This is a genomic window from Brevundimonas sp. (assembly GCF_050729455.1).
Lineage (GTDB): Bacteria > Pseudomonadota > Alphaproteobacteria > Caulobacterales > Caulobacteraceae > Brevundimonas.
In genome coordinates this window covers 20,776-34,768 of record NZ_JBOHLI010000001.1, presented here as the reverse complement: position 1 = coordinate 34,768, position 13,993 = coordinate 20,776, and the positions used below count along the sequence as shown (strand labels likewise).

Below are 13,993 nucleotides of genomic sequence, written 5' to 3'. Positions count from 1 at the left end.
ACACCGAAGTCGTCAAAGAACTTTACATTGCAAAGTTGATGATCTATTCAACGACCATCACATCGGGAAAGCTCGTCATGATCCGTCGCTCCGCACTCGCCGCCGCCCTTCTGATCCTGGCCGCGCCCGCCGCCGCCCTGGCCCAGGACGGTCACGTCAACCACGCCGCCGCGCACGGCCACGCGCACGCCGCCTTCGCCTCGGATCGCATCCATGTCGCCGTCGAGGGCCAGGGACCGGACGTCATCTTCATCCCCGGCCTGTCGTCCTCGCCCGCCGTCTGGCAGGGCGCGGTCGATCACCTGAACGGCGCCTATCGCGTTCACCGCATCCATGTTCAGGGCTTCGCCGGCGCGCCTGCCGAGGGCAATGCGACCGGCCCCGTGGCCGCCCCGGTGGCCGAGGAAATCGCCCGCTACATCCGCGAGCAGGGTCTGACCAAGCCCGCCGTCGTCGGCCACTCGATGGGCGGGACCATGGGCATGATGCTGGCCGCGCGCCATCCCGACGCGGTCGGCAGGCTGATGGTCGTGGACATGGTCCCCTTCATGGGCGCCATGTTCGGCCCGCCCGGAACCACGGCCGAAAGCGTCAAGCCCGTCGCCGATCAGGTCTTCGCCGGCCAGTCGGCCGCGCCCCGCGACCAGTATCTGACCCAGGCCCGCGCCGCCGTCACCGGCATGATCAAGACCGAGGCCACACGCCCCGGCCCGCTGAGCGACGTCGAGACCAGCGACCAGCAGGTCTCGGCCGCCGCCTTCCGCGAACTGATCGTCACCGACCTGCGCCCCGAACTGGGCAAGATCACCGCCCCGACCGAGGTCCTCTATGTGAAGTTCAACGACCCGCGCATGACCGACGCCATCACCGACGCCATCTATCAGATGTCGTTTTCGACTCTGCCGGGCGCGAAGCTGAAGCGCATCGACGACAGCGCCCACTTCATCATGCTGGACCAGCCGACGGCCTTCTATGGCCAGCTCGACGCCTTTCTTTCGGCGAAATAGGTCCTCACGCTCCTGTGAACTCAAGCGGGGCGTTTTCTGCGGCGGCGTGACCGAGCATATTGCTGGAGCGAATATCTGAGTTTGGCCGCTGTCGCGTCCAAACCGATTTCGCTCTAGGGTCGCGTCGCTGCAAGAGGGACTTTCATGGCGCGTAAAGACGGCGGACCGGACCGCAACGAGCAGGCTGGCGGCAAGAAGCCGCGTCGGTCCTTCCTGGGCGGGCTCTTCTACTGGACCGCCGTGCTGGCCGTCTGGGGCCTGATCTTCGCGGTCGTCTTCTTCGCCGTCTTCGCCCGCGACCTGCCCGACACCTCCAGCCTGTACGAGGTCGATCGCCAGCCCTCAATCACATATCTGGACCGCTCCGGCGCCCTGATCGCGGTGCGCGGCACCCAGATGGCGCCGCCGGTCGATCTGGACGCCCTGCCCGACTATGTCCCCGCCGCCTTCATCGCCATCGAGGACCGGCGTTTCTACCACCACCCCGGTTTTGACCCCATCGGCATGAGCCGGGCCATGGCCCTGAACCTCAAGGCCGGGCGCGTGGTCCAGGGCGGATCGACCATCACCCAGCAACTGGCCAAAAACCTGTTCCTGACGCCCGATCAGAACATGAAGCGCAAGGTCCAGGAGCTGATGCTGGCCGTCTGGCTGGAGATGAAGTTCACCAAGAAAGAGATCCTCGCCCTCTATCTGAACCGGGTCTATTTCGGCGCCGGCGCCTATGGCATCGAAGCCGCCTCGCAGCGCTATTTCGACAAGAGCGCGGACAAGCTGACGGTCGGCGAAGCCGCCCTGCTGGCCGGGCTGCTGAAGGCGCCTTCGCGCTATTCGCCCGTCTCGGAAAGCAAACGCGCCGCCACGCGCGCCAATGTCGTGCTCAACGAAATGGTCGAGACCGGCGCCATCACCCCGGCCCAGCGCGAAGCCGCCGTGGCCGAGCCGGTCCGCGTCTCGCGCACCCTGGCCAGCCAACACGCCCAGTATTTCATCGACTGGCTGGACAAGCAGATCCGCGGCCTGGTTGGCGAACCGACCGAGGACATGGTGGTCGAGACCACCCTGGACCTGACGCTGCAGACCGACGCCGAGCGCGCCGTGCGCCGCATCCTGGATCGCGACAAGGGCCGGGGGGTCGAGCAGGCCGCCCTGGTCGCCCTGGACGGCGAAGGCCGGGTCCGCGCCATGATCGGCGGCGGCTCCTACGCCGACAGCCAGTTCAACCGCGCCGTCGACGCCCGCCGTCAGGCCGGCTCGGCGTGGAAGCCCTTCGTCTATCTGGCGGCGGTCGAGGCCGGCTACACCCCGGCGACCCCCGTGGTGGACCAGCCCCTGACCATCGGCGGATGGTCGCCGCGCAACTACTCCGGTAATTTCGCCGGCCAGATGACCCTGGCCCAGGCCGTGGCCCAGTCGACCAATACGGTGGCCGCCTATGTCGCCGATCAAGTCGGCCGCGACGCTGTGGCCCGCGCGGCGCGCCGTCTGGGCGTCACCAGCGAGATCGGCCTGCAGCCGTCCATGGCCCTGGGCGCCGTCGAAGTCAGCCCGCTGGAGATGGCCCAGGCCTATGACGCCTTCGCCAACGGCGGCAAGCGGGTCGAGGCCTATGGCATCAGCCGCATCCGCACCCCCTCGGGCCGCGTCATCTACAGCCATGGCGCGGGCGAGAACGGTCAGGCGATCAACAATCCGTCGCTCTACTACATGAACCAGATGCTGCGCGGCGTGATCACCTCCGGCAGCGGCCGTTCGGCGGCCATCGGCGGTCGCGACATCGCCGGCAAGACCGGCACCACCTCGGACTACAAGGACGCCTGGTTCGTCGGCTACACCGGCGGCTTCGTCGCCGCCGTCTGGGTCGGCAAGGACGACAACAAGGCCATGCGCGGCGTGACCGGCGGTTCGTCCCCCGCCGCCATCTGGCGCGGCTTCATGGAAGCCGCTCTGCCCAAACTGGCCGTTCAGCCCATCCCCAACGGCCCGCCCCTGCCCGAAGGCTGGGTCGCGCCCGATCCGGTCGGCGACATGATGGGCCAGGTCCAGGACCCCTACGCCCAGCCGCAGGAAGGCGACCCCAACGCCCCGCCCATCGTCGACGGCGAGCCGGTCCCGGCGCCCAAGCCCCTGCCCAACGACCAGCCGGTCGTGCGCCCGACCTCGCCCCAGCCGTCCCCCAAGGACGCCCCGCGCAGCGAGAAGAAGCCCGAGGCCGTCTTCTTCTAGAAAGGCGCCGCCTCAGCGCCCCACGGCGTGCAGCGCCGCGCCGTGGTCGCGCAGCCACTGGCGGAACGGGCGATGGTCGCCGACCAGCCGATGCACCACCGCCCAATAGGCCGGGCTGTGGTCGGCGTGGACCAGGTGGGCGACCTCGTGCGCGGCCAGATAGTCGGCCACTTCAGGCGGGGCCATGATGACCCGCCAACTGTAGCGGATCGAGCGGTTGTGCGGGCTGCACGAACCCCAGCGCGAGCGAGTGTCAACGATCGACACCTTGACCGGCTTCTGAGCCAGCGCCTTCAGATGAACCTCGGTGCGGGCGGTCAGGAACTCGCGCGCCGCCCGCTTGAACCAGTTCTCGACCCGGCGCGCGAAGGCCTCGCCCTCGCCGCCCGAACGGATCACCGGGCCATCCGGGGTCTCGACCAGACGCGCCGCGCCCGCCCCGCCGACGGCTTCCAGCCGCACGCTGCGTCCCAGCCAGGACACCGCCGCGCCGGGCGCCAGCGGCGTTCCCGCGACCCGCGCCGCCAGCCGGTCGGCGATCCATTCGGACTTGGTGCGGGCGAAGGCCACCGCCTCGCCCAGCCGCCGCTCGGACGGGGCCACGGCCACGGCTTCGCCGGCGCGGGCGTCGATGCGGATCGACAGCCGTCGCGCGCGCGGGTTCACCGACAGGCGAAGGGCGCCCCCGCCCTCAAGCGGCAGCCGCTGGCCGTTCCGGTACTGCACTTAAGGACTCGTTCTGGGCGATGAAGTCGCGCACCCGCGGATAGATTTCGTCGCGGAAGCGGCGGCCGTTGAAGACGCCGTAGTGGCCCACGCCCGGCTGGACGTAGAGCAGGCGGCGGTCGTCGGGGATGTTGGGCGTCAGGCCGTGCGCGGCCTGGGTCTGACCGACGCCCGAGATGTCGTCCTTCTCGCCCTCGACCGTGGCCAGGCCGATGTCGGTGATGGCCGACAGGTCGACCGTCTTGCCCTCATGCTCCAGCAAGCCGCGCGCCAGCAGATGCTGCTGGAAGACGATGTCGATGGTCTGGAGATAGAATTCCTCGGTCAGATCCAGCACCGACAGATACTCGTCATAGAACTGTTCGTGCTTCTCGACCCCGTCGCCGTCGCCGTCGACCAGGCTCTCGAAGTAGCGGCGGTGGGCGTCGATGTGCTTGTCCTCGTTCATCGACATGAAGCTGTAGAGCTGGACGAAGCCCGGATAGACGCGGCGCCCAAACCCCGGATAGGGCCAGGGCACGGTGTGGATCATGTTGGACCGGAACCAGGTGAAGGGCTTTTCCTCGGCCAGCTGGTTGGTCACGGTCGGCGACAGGCGGGCGTCGATGGGCGAGCCCATGAAGGTCATGGAGGCGGGCCGGTTCGGGTCGTTCTCGGCCGCCATGACGGCGCAGGCCGCCAGAACCGGCGGTCCGGGCTGACAGACGCCGACGACGTGGGCGCGCGGGCCGATGGCGGTCAGCATGGCCCGGACGTGGTCGATGTAGTCGTAGAAGTCGAAGCGGCCTTCCAGCACCGGCACCTGGCGGGCGTTCTCCCAGTCGGCGACATAGACGTCGTGGTCCTGAAGGAAAGCCTCGACCGTTCCGCGCAGCAGGGTGGCGTAGTGGCCCGACAGGGGCGCCACGATCAGGACAGCGGGCGCCGTCGCCGGCTTGCCCGCCTTCTTCAGGTCGCCCGCGTCGCGCTTGAAGCGCACCAGCCTGCACCAGGGCGAGGACCAGACGACCTGTTCGGTCGTGCGCGCGGCATGGCCGTCGATGTCCAGCGTCTCAAGCCCCCAGGCGGGCTTGCCGTAGCGCCGCGTCAGGCTCTCGAACACCTCGGCCGAGGCATAGGCCGTGCGGCCAATGGCCGTGTCCGAGGCCGGATTGAAGGGCGACGTCCAGAACTGGCGGGCCATCTGGGCCCCGATCCGGAACGGCGTCGCCGAATGATAGGCGAGCTCGTGAAAAGCGTAGAGCATGAAACCCCGACTGCGGCCCCCGCCGATGCGGCAGTGCAGCATATAACGCATCCGGGCGCAAAATAGACCAAAGCCGCCCCCGATCAGGGAAAGGTGATCAGCCGCGTTCCATCGCCCGCTCGATCAGCTTGGCGGTCTTGTCCGGCCCCAGGTCGTGGGCCACGGCGCTGCGGAACTGGCCGTCCGGCCCCATCAGATAGACGGTCAGGCTGTGGTTCATCGTATAGCCCTCGCCCTCGCCGACCTTCTGATAGAAGGCGCGGTATTCTTTCGCCACCTGGGCCGTCTGCTCCGGCGTGCCGGTCAGGCCGATGACGCCCGTGGGGAAGCCGTCCGACGACAGGTAGTCCTTCAACAGCTGAGGCGTGTCGCGCTCGGGATCAATGCTGATGAAGACGATCTGCAGGTCCCTGGCCTTGTCGCCCATCCGTTCCTGCACCGCGTTCAGGACGCCCAGGGTGGTCGGGCAGTAGTCGGGGCAGTAGGTGAAGCCGAAGAAGACCAGGCTCCACTTGCCGTTCAGGATCGACTGATCGACCACCTGTCCGTCCTGATTGGTCAAGGTGAAGGGCCCGCCGACGCTCGGCTGGCCGGTTCCGGTCTCGGCCACCTGGGCCGCCTGCTGGCGCCCGTTGACGACCACCATGGTGATCAGGCCCAGGGCCAGGGCGATGACCGCACAGGCGGCGGCGAACAGAATGACGGGACGACGCGGCATCGGCTTCTCCTCGGACCTGACGACAGGAGTGCAGCCGTCAGCGTCGCGGTCTATAGAAGAGCCGTGAGCAGCACAGAAGCCCCTTCCCTGTCGCAGCCCCCCCATCGCACAGGGGCGCCCGCCGCCCCGACCGGCGCCATGGAGGCCCTGCGCGACCAGCCCCGGCGCGGGCGCGGCCTGTCGCTGCGGACCCTGATCGTGCTGCGCTGGCTGGCCATCGTCGGTCAGAGCGCGGCCATCCTGACCGCCTATTTCGCCCTGCATTTCCCCCTGCCCCTATGGCAGTGCCTGACCGTGATCGGGGCCAGCGCCGTCATGAACCTGGCCGCCATGGCGCGGGCGCGGCGCATCGACGGCAGTCTGGCCGACGGGCGCCAGACGGCGGCGCAGTTGGGCTTCGACATCCTGCAACTGGCCACCTTGCTGGCCTTGACCGGCGGTCTGGACAACCCCTTCTGCCTGCTGCTGGTCGCGCCCGTGACCATCGCCGCCGCCGCCCTGCCCTCGCGTCAGGCCCTGGCCCTGGGACTGATGGCCCTGGTCGCGGTCGGGGTGCTGTTTTCCTGGTCCCTGCCCCTGCCCTGGCGGATGCACGAGCATCTGGAGCTGCCGACCCTTTATCGCTTCGGCATGGGGCTGGCTCTGGTGACAGGGGTGCTGTTCACCGCGGGCTACGCCTGGAAGGTGGCGGCCGACGCCGAGAAGCTGGAACTGGCCCTGGCCACCACCCAGGACGTGCTGCAGCGCGAGCAGAGGCTGGCGGCCCTGGGCGGTCTGGCCGCCGCCGCCGCCCATGAGCTGGGCACGCCGCTGGCGACCATCCAGGTGGTGGCCAAGGAGCTGCTGCGCGCCTCGCCGCCCGACAGCCCCACAGCCGAGGACGCAGCCCTGATGCTGCAGCAGGCCGAACGCTGCCGCGACATCCTGAAACAGCTGTCGGCCCAGCCGGAGGAAGGCGACGCCCTCTACGCCGACGTCGACCTGAAAGCCCTGCTGGAAGAGGTGGCCGAGCCGCACCGGGGCTTCGATCTGGCGTTCGAGACGGCGGTGAAGGCGCCGCCGGGCCAGCCCGTGCCGCGCGTCCACCGCCTGCCCGAGGTCATCCACGGCCTGTCCACCCTGGTCGAGAACGCCGCCGACTTCGCCAACAGCCGGGTGCGGGTCACCGCCGTCGTCGACGCCGGCTGGATCGAGATCGACATCGTCGACGACGGGCCGGGCTTCGCCTCCGAAATCCTGCCGCGCCTGGGTGAGCCCTATGTCACCAGCCGGCCCCAGGCCAAGGCGCGCCGGGCCCTGGCGGCCCAGATCGCCGCCGCCTCGGCCCCGGCCGCCCCGCGCAAGAAGGGCAGGAAGGTCGCCCCCCCGCCGCCGGTCACGGCCCCCATCGCCCCCAGCCAGGGCGGCATGGGCCTGGGCTTCTTCATCGCCCGCACCCTGCTGGAACGCACCGGCGGCAAGGTCTCAGTCGGCGCCGGTGACGGCGAGAAGGGCCAGCCCAGAGGCGCGCGCGTCACCGTCCGCTGGCCGCGACAGGCCCTGGAAGTCGCCGATCCGGCGCTGGAGCCCCGCGCCGGGGGTGGAACCTGATGTCGCAGTCAGGAGCTTCAACCTTGACCATGCCTCACAGACGCACGACCTGAGCGTCAGGAGAACACCATGTCCGAACTCGAAGCCCGTATCGCCACCCTTGCCGACAAGACCCTGTTGCTGCTGGACGACGACCAGGCCTTGCGCACCCGCCTCGGCCGGGCGCTGGAAGCCCGCGGTTTCGAGGTGACCCTGGCCGGCTCGGTGGCCGAGGCCGGCGACGCCCTGCGCGTCTCGGCCCCCGCTTTCGCCGTGCTGGATATGCGGCTGGAGGACGGCAACGGCCTGAAGGTGGTCGAGGCCATCCGCGAGCGGCGCGAGGACGCCCGCATCGTCATGCTGACCGGCTACGGCGCCATCGCCACCGCCGTCGCGGCGGTCAAGGCCGGCGCCGTCGACTATATGCAGAAGCCCGCCGACGCCGACGACGTGGTCAAGGCCCTGCTCTCCACCGGTGAAGCCCCCGAGCCGCCCGAGAACCCCATGAGCGCCGACCGGGTGCGCTGGGAACATATCCAGCGCGTCTATGAGCTGTGCGACCACAATGTCTCGGAAACCGCCCGCCGCCTCGGGATGCACCGCCGGACCTTGCAACGGATTCTGGCCAAGCGCGCGCCCAAATAGGCTTCGCCTATTTGGTTTTTCGAGGGGGGGCCTATCGCGCTTCGCGCTACTTGAGGCCCCGGTGGGGTTCTAGTCCCGCATCGTCCTGAGCGCGCCCAGCCGGGCGAACGCCAGGGTCAGCGCCTTCCTGCGCGCCGGGGCCAGAGGCGTGGCGGGGGCGTCGCGCACCACCGCCCCGCCGAAGCCGTCGGCGACGATCAGGCCCGGCTCGTCGGGCAGCACGGCCTGGGGAAATTCGGGCGCGACGGCGAAGTAGAAGGCGTCGCAGAACGGCCCGTATTCCTGCCATTTGCGGTCGACGCGATAGTCGTCCACGCCCGACTTCACCTCGCAGATGACCACGTCGCCCTTGGGCCCCAGGGCCATGACGTCGGCGCGCCGCCCGTTGGGCAGGCAGACCTCCAGCAGCGGCGCATAACCCATGTCCAGCATCAGCCGCGCCGCGCCGCGCGTCACCGACAGGGTGGTCTCCGGACGGCTGAAGACCAGTTCGAGATGCAGGGCGGAGGCGGCCATGTCGCCTTTATGTTCCGCCTATGTTCCTACCGCAAGCGCAGCCGGTTCACCCGCCAGTCCGCGCGTGTCTGGCCCCACAGGTTGACCTTATGGTGCTGGAACGGCGACGGCAGGGTTCCCGGGCCTTGATTGCTCGAGCCCAGCCGCCGGGCCACCTTCTCCGAACCCAGGTTGTCGGGGTCGATGCAGTGGATCACGTCGGTCCAGTCCAGCACGTCGAAGGCGTAGTCCATGGTCGCGGCGGCGGCCTCGACCGCATAGCCCTTGCCCGTCGCGTCGCGGTGCAGGCTCCAGCCCACCTCGCGGCCCGGCCAGCCGTAGGGATGCAGCGGCCCGATCCGGCCTTGCCAGATCCCCGTCGCCTTCTCGATCACCGAAAACATCCCCTCGCCCTGCAAGGCCCACATCCCGGCGATGGAGGCCATGGCGCGCCAGACCTCGTGTTTCGACTGGACGCCGCCGATAAAACGGGTCGTCTCCGCATCGCTCATGAAGTCGGCCCAGCGGGGGAAGTCCTCCAGCGTCGGCGGACGTAGGATCAGCCGTTCCGTCTCGAGCGTCGGGCCCAGGACGGGCGCGGCGGCGATCACAGCAGATACTCCCGCTCCAGCGCATAGACGCTGCCGTCCTCGGTCAGGACGCTGGAGTAGAGGCCGAAGCGGTCGATGCGGATCGGCGGCGAACGCAGCAGGTTGTGGCCCGCGATCCAGGCTCCGATCCGGTCCGGGTTCGCCTGCGGCTTCAGATAGGCCAGCGTCACATGGGGCCGGTATTCGCGCCGTTCCGGCGGCACGCCCGCGCGCTCACCCGCCGACCGGCAACGCCCGGCCAGAACGTTCAGCGGCTCCGACGGCTCCACCCCGGCCCACAGGGTGTGGGTGCGGTGGGCGTCGCCGAAGGCCCCGACGCCCTTCAGCGTGATCTCGAAAGCCCCGCCGCCCTCGGCCCGGCTCAGCTCCGAGGCCAGGTCGTCGGCGGTGCGTTCGTCCGCGTCGCCATAGAAGGCCAGGGTCACATGCAGGGCGTCCAGCGGCCGCCAGCGCGCCCCGGGCAGGCCGGATTGTCGTCGCTGAAGGGTCTCGGCGACGTCCTCGGGAATGGCGACGGCGGTGAACAGGCGCAACATGCGACCCTTGGTAGCGCCCGGAACGCGATGCTGGAAGGCGGGTTTTCCTTGCAAGACGGCTCTTCCGTCCCGATATTTCCAGCCAAGGTCGGCGCTTGTCGGCCATATGGAGAGAATTTTCGCGATGAGCGACTTCAACAAGGGCTATGCGCGCCCGCTTCCGCAGTCGGCGGATATGTCCGTCGACGCTAGTCTGCGCGCCTTCATGCTGGGCGTCTACAACAAGCTGGCTCTCGGCCTCGTGGTCGCGGGCGCCTTGGCCTACGTCACCGGCAATTTTGAGCCCGTGCAACGCCTTCTCTATTTCCAGGCGGCTGACGGCCGCATCGGCCTGACCCTGCTGGGCATGATCATCCAGTTCTCGCCCCTGGTCATGCTGTTCGGCTCGATGTTCTTCATGAAGAACCCGACGGCCAAGGGCGTGAACCTGCTCTACTGGGCCGTGGTTTCGACCATCGGCGCCGGTCTGGGCGTCCTGTTCCTGCGCTACACCGGCGGTTCGCTGGCCTCGACCTTCTTCGTCACGGCGGCGGCCTTCGGCGGTCTCAGCCTGGTCGGCTACACGACCAAGAAGGACCTGACCGCCATGGGCAGCTTCCTGATCATGGGCGTGATCGGCCTGATCATCGCCTCGATCGTCAACATCTTCATGCAGTCGGGCGTGATGTACCTGATCATCTCGGGCCTCGGCGTGCTGATCTTCTCGGGTCTGATCGCCTATGACACCCAGCGCCTGAAGATGACCTACTATGCTCTGGGCGGTAATCAGGAAGCCATGGGCGTGGCCACGGGCTTCGGCGCGCTGAGCCTGTTCATCAACTTCGTGAACCTGTTCCAGTTCCTGCTCGCCTTCATGGGCGGCAGCCGGGAATAGGGCCATCTAAGCGCGCTATGGCCGTGACGCGGTCACGGCCGACTTGAGCGCCAACGGCCTCAAGCAGCCCGACGGGCGATAGGTCACCAAAAATGAAGGCCCCGACGGAAACGTCGGGGCCTTTTTCTATTCCACCACCGTGAACCTGCGGCTGTCGAACACGCGCAACACCTGGGCCAGATCGCGGCCGCGCTTCAGCACATGGCCGCCTTCGCCGATCACGGCCCACTGGCCCTGTTTCAGGCGCAGGGCCGGGCGCTTCTCGATCCGGTAAAGCGGCGCATCGCCGGAGCGGCGGAAGACGGCGAACTCGGCGACGTCCCTGTGGCCGATCATGGCGTAGTCGCGCCATTCCCCGGCGGCGACCATCCGGCCATAGACCCGCAGCATCAGGCCCAACTCCTGCCGATCGAAGAAGACCGGCCCGGCCTGCGAGGCTTCGGAACTGTGCGGATCGACGCTCATCGCTCCTCAACTTAAGCAGGCTCGCGTCGAACGCCAGCGGCGCCGCGACTTGTCACCCGCGCCGCACCCGTCCAAAAGGCGGAACAAGTTCTAGATACGGAGACGACCCATGGCGACGAGCGAAGGCTGGGATATGCCGACCGGCGAACTCATGAAGGGCAAGAAGGGCCTGATCATGGGGGTCGCGAACTCCAGTTCCATCGCCTGGGGCATCGCCTCGCAGCTGGCCGCCCAGGGCGCCGAGCTGGCCTTCACCTACCTCGGCGAAAGCCTTGAGCGCCGCGTGCGCCCGCTGGCCGAGAGCGTCGGCGCCAAGCTGCTGATCCAGGCCGACGTCACCGACGACGCCTCGATGGACAAGGCGTTCGAGGAGCTGGAAAAAGAGTTCGGCACGATCGACTTCGTCGTCCACTCGGTGGCCTTCGCCAACAAGGACGAGCTGAAGGGCTCCTTCGTCGACAACACCACCCGCGACAGCTTCCTGCTGGCCATGAACATCTCGGCCTTCAGCTTCGTCGACGTGGCCAAGCGTTCGGCCAAGCTGATGCCCAACGGCGGCTCGATGATCACCCTGACCTACCTGGGGTCCGAGCGGGTCATCCCCAACTACAACACCATGGGCGTGGCCAAGGCCGCCCTGGAAGCCGCGACCCGCTACATCGCCCGCGACCTGGGACCGAAGAACATCCGCGTCAACGCCATCTCGGCGGGCGCGATGCGCACCCTGTCGCTGGCCGGCATCTCGGGCGGACGCGGCCTGCACTCCAAGTCGGCGCAGTTCTCGCTGATCAAGGAAGAGACCTCGATGGAAGGCGTCGCCGGCGCCGCCCTGTGGCTGTGCTCGGACCTGGGCCGCTCGACCACGGGCGAAGTCGTCCACGTCGACGCCGGCTTCCACGCCGTCGGCCTGCCGGACGACATGGAGGGCTGATCCCTCAGCGGGCCGCCGCGCCCCGACAGCAGGCTTCGATATTATTGCCGTCGGGATCCAGGACGAAGGCCCCGTAGTACTCCCCGGCCCCTTCGCGGGGGCCGGGCGCGCCGTTGTCGCGGCCGCCCGCCGCCAGCGCGGCTCGGTGGAAGGCCTCGACCATGGCCTTGTCCTGGGCGACGAAGGCCACGTGCATCTGGTTCAGGCCCGCGCGCGACCCTTGCGCCCAATAGGACGGCCGCAGGGTTCCGATCCACAGATACGGAATGGGCTGTTCGGCGCTGTGGCCGAACAGGAAGGACGCCGGCCCATTGCTGATGGTCTGCAACCCCAGCGCGCCCGCCACGGCGTCATAGAAACGGCGCGCAGCCTTCAGGTCCGAGACGACGATTCCGGTGTGATCCAGCATCAGGGCTCAACGGCGCGGGGCCGCGACCGTTCCCTCTTTGCGGCGGGCTCCGGCTCCGCTTAAGTCTTGCGCCATGAGTTCGCGCCTCCCCCCGCCCGCCAGCTTCTCCGCCGCCGCCGTGGCGACCGTCATCGGTTTCGGGGGCACGGTGGCCCTCGTGGTGCAGGCGGGTCAGGTCATGGGCGCCGCGCCCGCCCAGATCATCTCCATGGTCACGGCGCTGTGCCTCGGCATCGGCCTGCCGGGCGCGATCCTCAGCTGGCGGCTGAGGATGCCGGTCGTGCTGGCCTGGTCGACGCCGGGGGCGGCTTTGCTGGCCGCCTCGACTCTGGGACTGGGTTGGAGCACCGCCGTCGGCGCCTTCGTGCTGGCCGGGCTGCTGATGGTGCTGACCGGGCTGGTCCCCGCCCTGGGACGGCTGGCCGAACGTATTCCCGCCGCGATCGCCTCAGCCATGCTGGCGGGGGTGCTGCTGCCCTTCTGTCTGAAGCTGTTTCTCGTCTTCCCGACCGACATGGCGCTGGCGGGCGGCCTACTGGCCGTCTTCCTGATCATGCGCCGCGTCGCCGCCGCCTGGGCCTTGCCGGCCGTTCTGGTCGCGGCCTTCTTGGTGCTGGCCCTGAGGGGCCAGCTCGGCCTGCCCGCCGGAACCGGACTGTTCGGGGAGCTGTCGCCGGTCATGCCCGCCTTCGACTGGAAGGCGGCGGTCAGCCTGGCCCTGCCGCTCTATCTGGTGACGCTGGCCTCGCAGAACCTGCCCGGTCTGGTGGTGCTGCGCGCCGCCGGCTACGCCCCGCCCGCCGGCAAGCTGATCTTCTGGGGCGGTCTGACCAGCACGCTCCTGGCCCCCTTCGGCGCCCACGGCGTCAATCTGGCCGCCATCACCGCCGCCCTCTGCACCGGACCCGAGGCCCACCCGGATCAGGACCGACGCTGGACCGTCGGCGTCATCTACGGCCTGATCTATCTGGTCGTCGCCCTGTTCGCCGCGCCTCTGGCGGGCCTGTTCATCGCCATGCCGACGAGGGCTCTGGCGGTCATCACGGGTCTGGCCCTGATCGCGCCCCTGACCGGGTCGCTGACCGGCATGATGGGCGTGGCCGAGGACCGCGAGGCGGCGGTGTTGACCTTCGCCGCCACGGCGTCCGGCCTGGCCCTGTTCGGGGTCGGCTCGGCCTTCTGGGGTCTGGCGGTCGGCTTCGTCGCCCTGGCCGCGCGCCGCTGGATCCGGCGGCGCGCCTGAGCCGCATCACGGGACTGTGAGCGAACGACGGCTTTTCACGCCAAGCCTGACTGTGAGAGCGTCGCCCCTGGTCGACACCCGGCCGTGCAGAGAGGCGACGATGGCGCACAAGTTCGAAGTCTATCAGGACAAGGCGGGCGAGTTCCGCGTCCGGTTCAAATACAACTCCGAGATCATCTTCTCGACCGAGGGCTATTCCGACAAGTCGGGCGCCAAGCGCGCGATCGAGTCGATCAAGAAGCACGTCGGCGACGCCCCGACCGAAGAAGTCTAAGTTCCGCGGGGGCGCGGC

16 protein-coding genes are annotated in these 13,993 nt (G+C 68.8%); 8 read left to right on the top strand and 8 right to left on the bottom strand.

The window, feature by feature from the left end:
- The first annotated feature begins 77 nt into the window (after positions 1-77).
- Together ACREEF_RS00170 and ACREEF_RS00165 are read left to right on the top strand one after the other, a co-directional pair.
- Positions 78-1,007, top strand: coding sequence for an alpha/beta fold hydrolase (locus ACREEF_RS00170; protein WP_431563594.1), 930 nt, complete (start codon positions 78-80; stop codon positions 1,005-1,007).
- A gap of 144 nt (positions 1,008-1,151) precedes the next feature.
- The gene (locus ACREEF_RS00165) at positions 1,152-3,233 is read left to right on the top strand and encodes a PBP1A family penicillin-binding protein (RefSeq protein ID WP_431563593.1); all 2,082 of its coding nucleotides are present in this window, start codon (positions 1,152-1,154) and stop codon (positions 3,231-3,233) included.
- Between the two features lie 12 nt (positions 3,234-3,245).
- On the opposite strand, the gene ACREEF_RS00160 is transcribed toward ACREEF_RS00165, so the two are convergent.
- The 3 genes from ACREEF_RS00160 to ACREEF_RS00150 all read right to left on the bottom strand — a co-directional run bounded on the left by ACREEF_RS00160 (position 3,246) and on the right by ACREEF_RS00150 (position 5,923).
- Positions 3,246-3,959, bottom strand: a complete 714-nt coding sequence (locus tag ACREEF_RS00160; protein ID WP_431563592.1) for a M48 family metallopeptidase — start codon at positions 3,957-3,959, stop codon at positions 3,246-3,248.
- A complete protein-coding gene (locus tag ACREEF_RS00155) occupies positions 3,925-5,205 on the bottom strand; it encodes a polyhydroxyalkanoate depolymerase (RefSeq protein ID WP_431563672.1) in 1,281 nt (426 codons plus the stop codon). Before ACREEF_RS00155 ends, ACREEF_RS00160 begins: the two co-directional genes overlap by 35 nt.
- A 97-nt stretch (positions 5,206-5,302) precedes the next feature.
- Positions 5,303-5,923, bottom strand: a complete 621-nt coding sequence (locus tag ACREEF_RS00150; RefSeq protein ID WP_431563591.1) for an SCO family protein — start codon at positions 5,921-5,923, stop codon at positions 5,303-5,305.
- Positions 5,924-5,986: 63 nt separating this feature from the next.
- Here ACREEF_RS00150 and ACREEF_RS00145 point away from each other — a divergent pair, with 63 nt between their 5' ends.
- On the top strand, positions 5,987-7,513 hold the full coding sequence (locus tag ACREEF_RS00145) for an ActS/PrrB/RegB family redox-sensitive histidine kinase (protein ID WP_431563590.1): 1,527 nt from the start codon (positions 5,987-5,989) through the stop codon (positions 7,511-7,513).
- 69 nt (positions 7,514-7,582) lie between these two features.
- Positions 7,583-8,137: an ActR/PrrA/RegA family redox response regulator transcription factor gene (locus ACREEF_RS00140; RefSeq protein WP_431563589.1), complete on the top strand. Its 555-nt coding sequence runs from the start codon at positions 7,583-7,585 to the stop codon at positions 8,135-8,137.
- A gap of 69 nt (positions 8,138-8,206) precedes the next feature.
- Here ACREEF_RS00140 and mmcB read toward each other — a convergent pair whose 3' ends face one another.
- Genes mmcB through thpR form a run of 3 tightly spaced genes read right to left on the bottom strand, consistent with a single transcriptional unit; the run spans position 8,207 to position 9,779 of the window.
- Positions 8,207-8,653 (bottom strand): DNA repair putative endonuclease MmcB, encoded by a 447-nt coding sequence (gene mmcB, locus ACREEF_RS00135; RefSeq protein ID WP_431563588.1) that lies wholly within the window; start codon positions 8,651-8,653, stop codon positions 8,207-8,209.
- Between the two features lie 26 nt (positions 8,654-8,679).
- Complete coding sequence (locus ACREEF_RS00130) at positions 8,680-9,240, bottom strand: GNAT family N-acetyltransferase (RefSeq protein ID WP_431563671.1); 561 nt, start codon at positions 9,238-9,240, stop codon at positions 8,680-8,682.
- Positions 9,240-9,779, bottom strand: a complete 540-nt coding sequence (gene thpR, locus ACREEF_RS00125; RefSeq protein ID WP_431563587.1) for an RNA 2',3'-cyclic phosphodiesterase — start codon at positions 9,777-9,779, stop codon at positions 9,240-9,242. The genes ACREEF_RS00130 and thpR overlap by 1 nt, the downstream gene beginning before the upstream one ends.
- A 124-nt stretch (positions 9,780-9,903) precedes the next feature.
- Here thpR and ACREEF_RS00120 point away from each other — a divergent pair, with 124 nt between their 5' ends.
- On the top strand, positions 9,904-10,653 hold the full coding sequence (locus ACREEF_RS00120) for a Bax inhibitor-1/YccA family protein (protein ID WP_431563586.1): 750 nt from the start codon (positions 9,904-9,906) through the stop codon (positions 10,651-10,653).
- A gap of 126 nt (positions 10,654-10,779) precedes the next feature.
- Here the strand turns inward: ACREEF_RS00120 and ACREEF_RS00115 are convergent, their stop codons facing one another.
- The gene (locus ACREEF_RS00115) at positions 10,780-11,118 is read right to left on the bottom strand and encodes a DUF2794 domain-containing protein (RefSeq protein WP_431563585.1); all 339 of its coding nucleotides are present in this window, start codon (positions 11,116-11,118) and stop codon (positions 10,780-10,782) included.
- A 133-nt stretch (positions 11,119-11,251) separates the two neighbouring features.
- Here ACREEF_RS00115 and ACREEF_RS00110 point away from each other — a divergent pair, with 133 nt between their 5' ends.
- A complete protein-coding gene (locus tag ACREEF_RS00110) occupies positions 11,252-12,049 on the top strand; it encodes an enoyl-ACP reductase FabI (protein WP_181545060.1) in 798 nt (265 codons plus the stop codon).
- Positions 12,050-12,053: 4 nt separating this feature from the next.
- Here the strand turns inward: ACREEF_RS00110 and ACREEF_RS00105 are convergent, their stop codons facing one another.
- On the bottom strand, positions 12,054-12,458 hold the full coding sequence (locus ACREEF_RS00105; protein WP_431563584.1) for a VOC family protein: 405 nt from the start codon (positions 12,456-12,458) through the stop codon (positions 12,054-12,056).
- A 73-nt stretch (positions 12,459-12,531) separates the two neighbouring features.
- On the opposite strand from ACREEF_RS00105, the gene ACREEF_RS00100 reads away from it, so the two are divergent.
- Both ACREEF_RS00100 and ACREEF_RS00095 read left to right on the top strand, forming a co-directional pair.
- Entirely contained in the window at positions 12,532-13,701 is a 1,170-nt protein-coding gene (locus ACREEF_RS00100; RefSeq protein ID WP_431563583.1) for a benzoate/H(+) symporter BenE family transporter, read from the top strand.
- A gap of 100 nt (positions 13,702-13,801) precedes the next feature.
- Positions 13,802-13,975 (top strand): YegP family protein, encoded by a 174-nt coding sequence (locus tag ACREEF_RS00095; RefSeq protein WP_114817138.1) that lies wholly within the window; start codon positions 13,802-13,804, stop codon positions 13,973-13,975.
- The last annotated feature ends 18 nt before the right edge of the window (positions 13,976-13,993 follow it).

What these genes read in the sequence shown, in the direction of transcription:
- ACREEF_RS00120 (WP_431563586.1), top strand. Translation starts at nt 9,904, where the DNA reads ATGAGCGACTTCAACAAGGGCTATGCGCGCCCGCTTCCGCAGTCGGCG.
- ACREEF_RS00105 (WP_431563584.1), bottom strand. Translation starts at nt 12,458, where the DNA reads ATGCTGGATCACACCGGAATCGTCGTCTCGGACCTGAAGGCTGCGCGC.
- thpR (WP_431563587.1), bottom strand. Translation starts at nt 9,779, where the DNA reads ATGTTGCGCCTGTTCACCGCCGTCGCCATTCCCGAGGACGTCGCCGAG.
- ACREEF_RS00140 (WP_431563589.1), top strand. Translation starts at nt 7,583, where the DNA reads ATGTCCGAACTCGAAGCCCGTATCGCCACCCTTGCCGACAAGACCCTG.
- ACREEF_RS00155 (WP_431563672.1), bottom strand. Translation starts at nt 5,205, where the DNA reads ATGCTCTACGCTTTTCACGAGCTCGCCTATCATTCGGCGACGCCGTTC.
- mmcB (WP_431563588.1), bottom strand. Translation starts at nt 8,653, where the DNA reads ATGGCCGCCTCCGCCCTGCATCTCGAACTGGTCTTCAGCCGTCCGGAG.
- ACREEF_RS00115 (WP_431563585.1), bottom strand. Translation starts at nt 11,118, where the DNA reads ATGAGCGTCGATCCGCACAGTTCCGAAGCCTCGCAGGCCGGGCCGGTC.
- ACREEF_RS00170 (WP_431563594.1), top strand. Translation starts at nt 78, where the DNA reads ATGATCCGTCGCTCCGCACTCGCCGCCGCCCTTCTGATCCTGGCCGCG.
- ACREEF_RS00165 (WP_431563593.1), top strand. Translation starts at nt 1,152, where the DNA reads ATGGCGCGTAAAGACGGCGGACCGGACCGCAACGAGCAGGCTGGCGGC.
- ACREEF_RS00150 (WP_431563591.1), bottom strand. Translation starts at nt 5,923, where the DNA reads ATGCCGCGTCGTCCCGTCATTCTGTTCGCCGCCGCCTGTGCGGTCATC.
- ACREEF_RS00110 (WP_181545060.1), top strand. Translation starts at nt 11,252, where the DNA reads ATGCCGACCGGCGAACTCATGAAGGGCAAGAAGGGCCTGATCATGGGG.
- ACREEF_RS00100 (WP_431563583.1), top strand. Translation starts at nt 12,532, where the DNA reads ATGAGTTCGCGCCTCCCCCCGCCCGCCAGCTTCTCCGCCGCCGCCGTG.
- ACREEF_RS00095 (WP_114817138.1), top strand. Translation starts at nt 13,802, where the DNA reads ATGGCGCACAAGTTCGAAGTCTATCAGGACAAGGCGGGCGAGTTCCGC.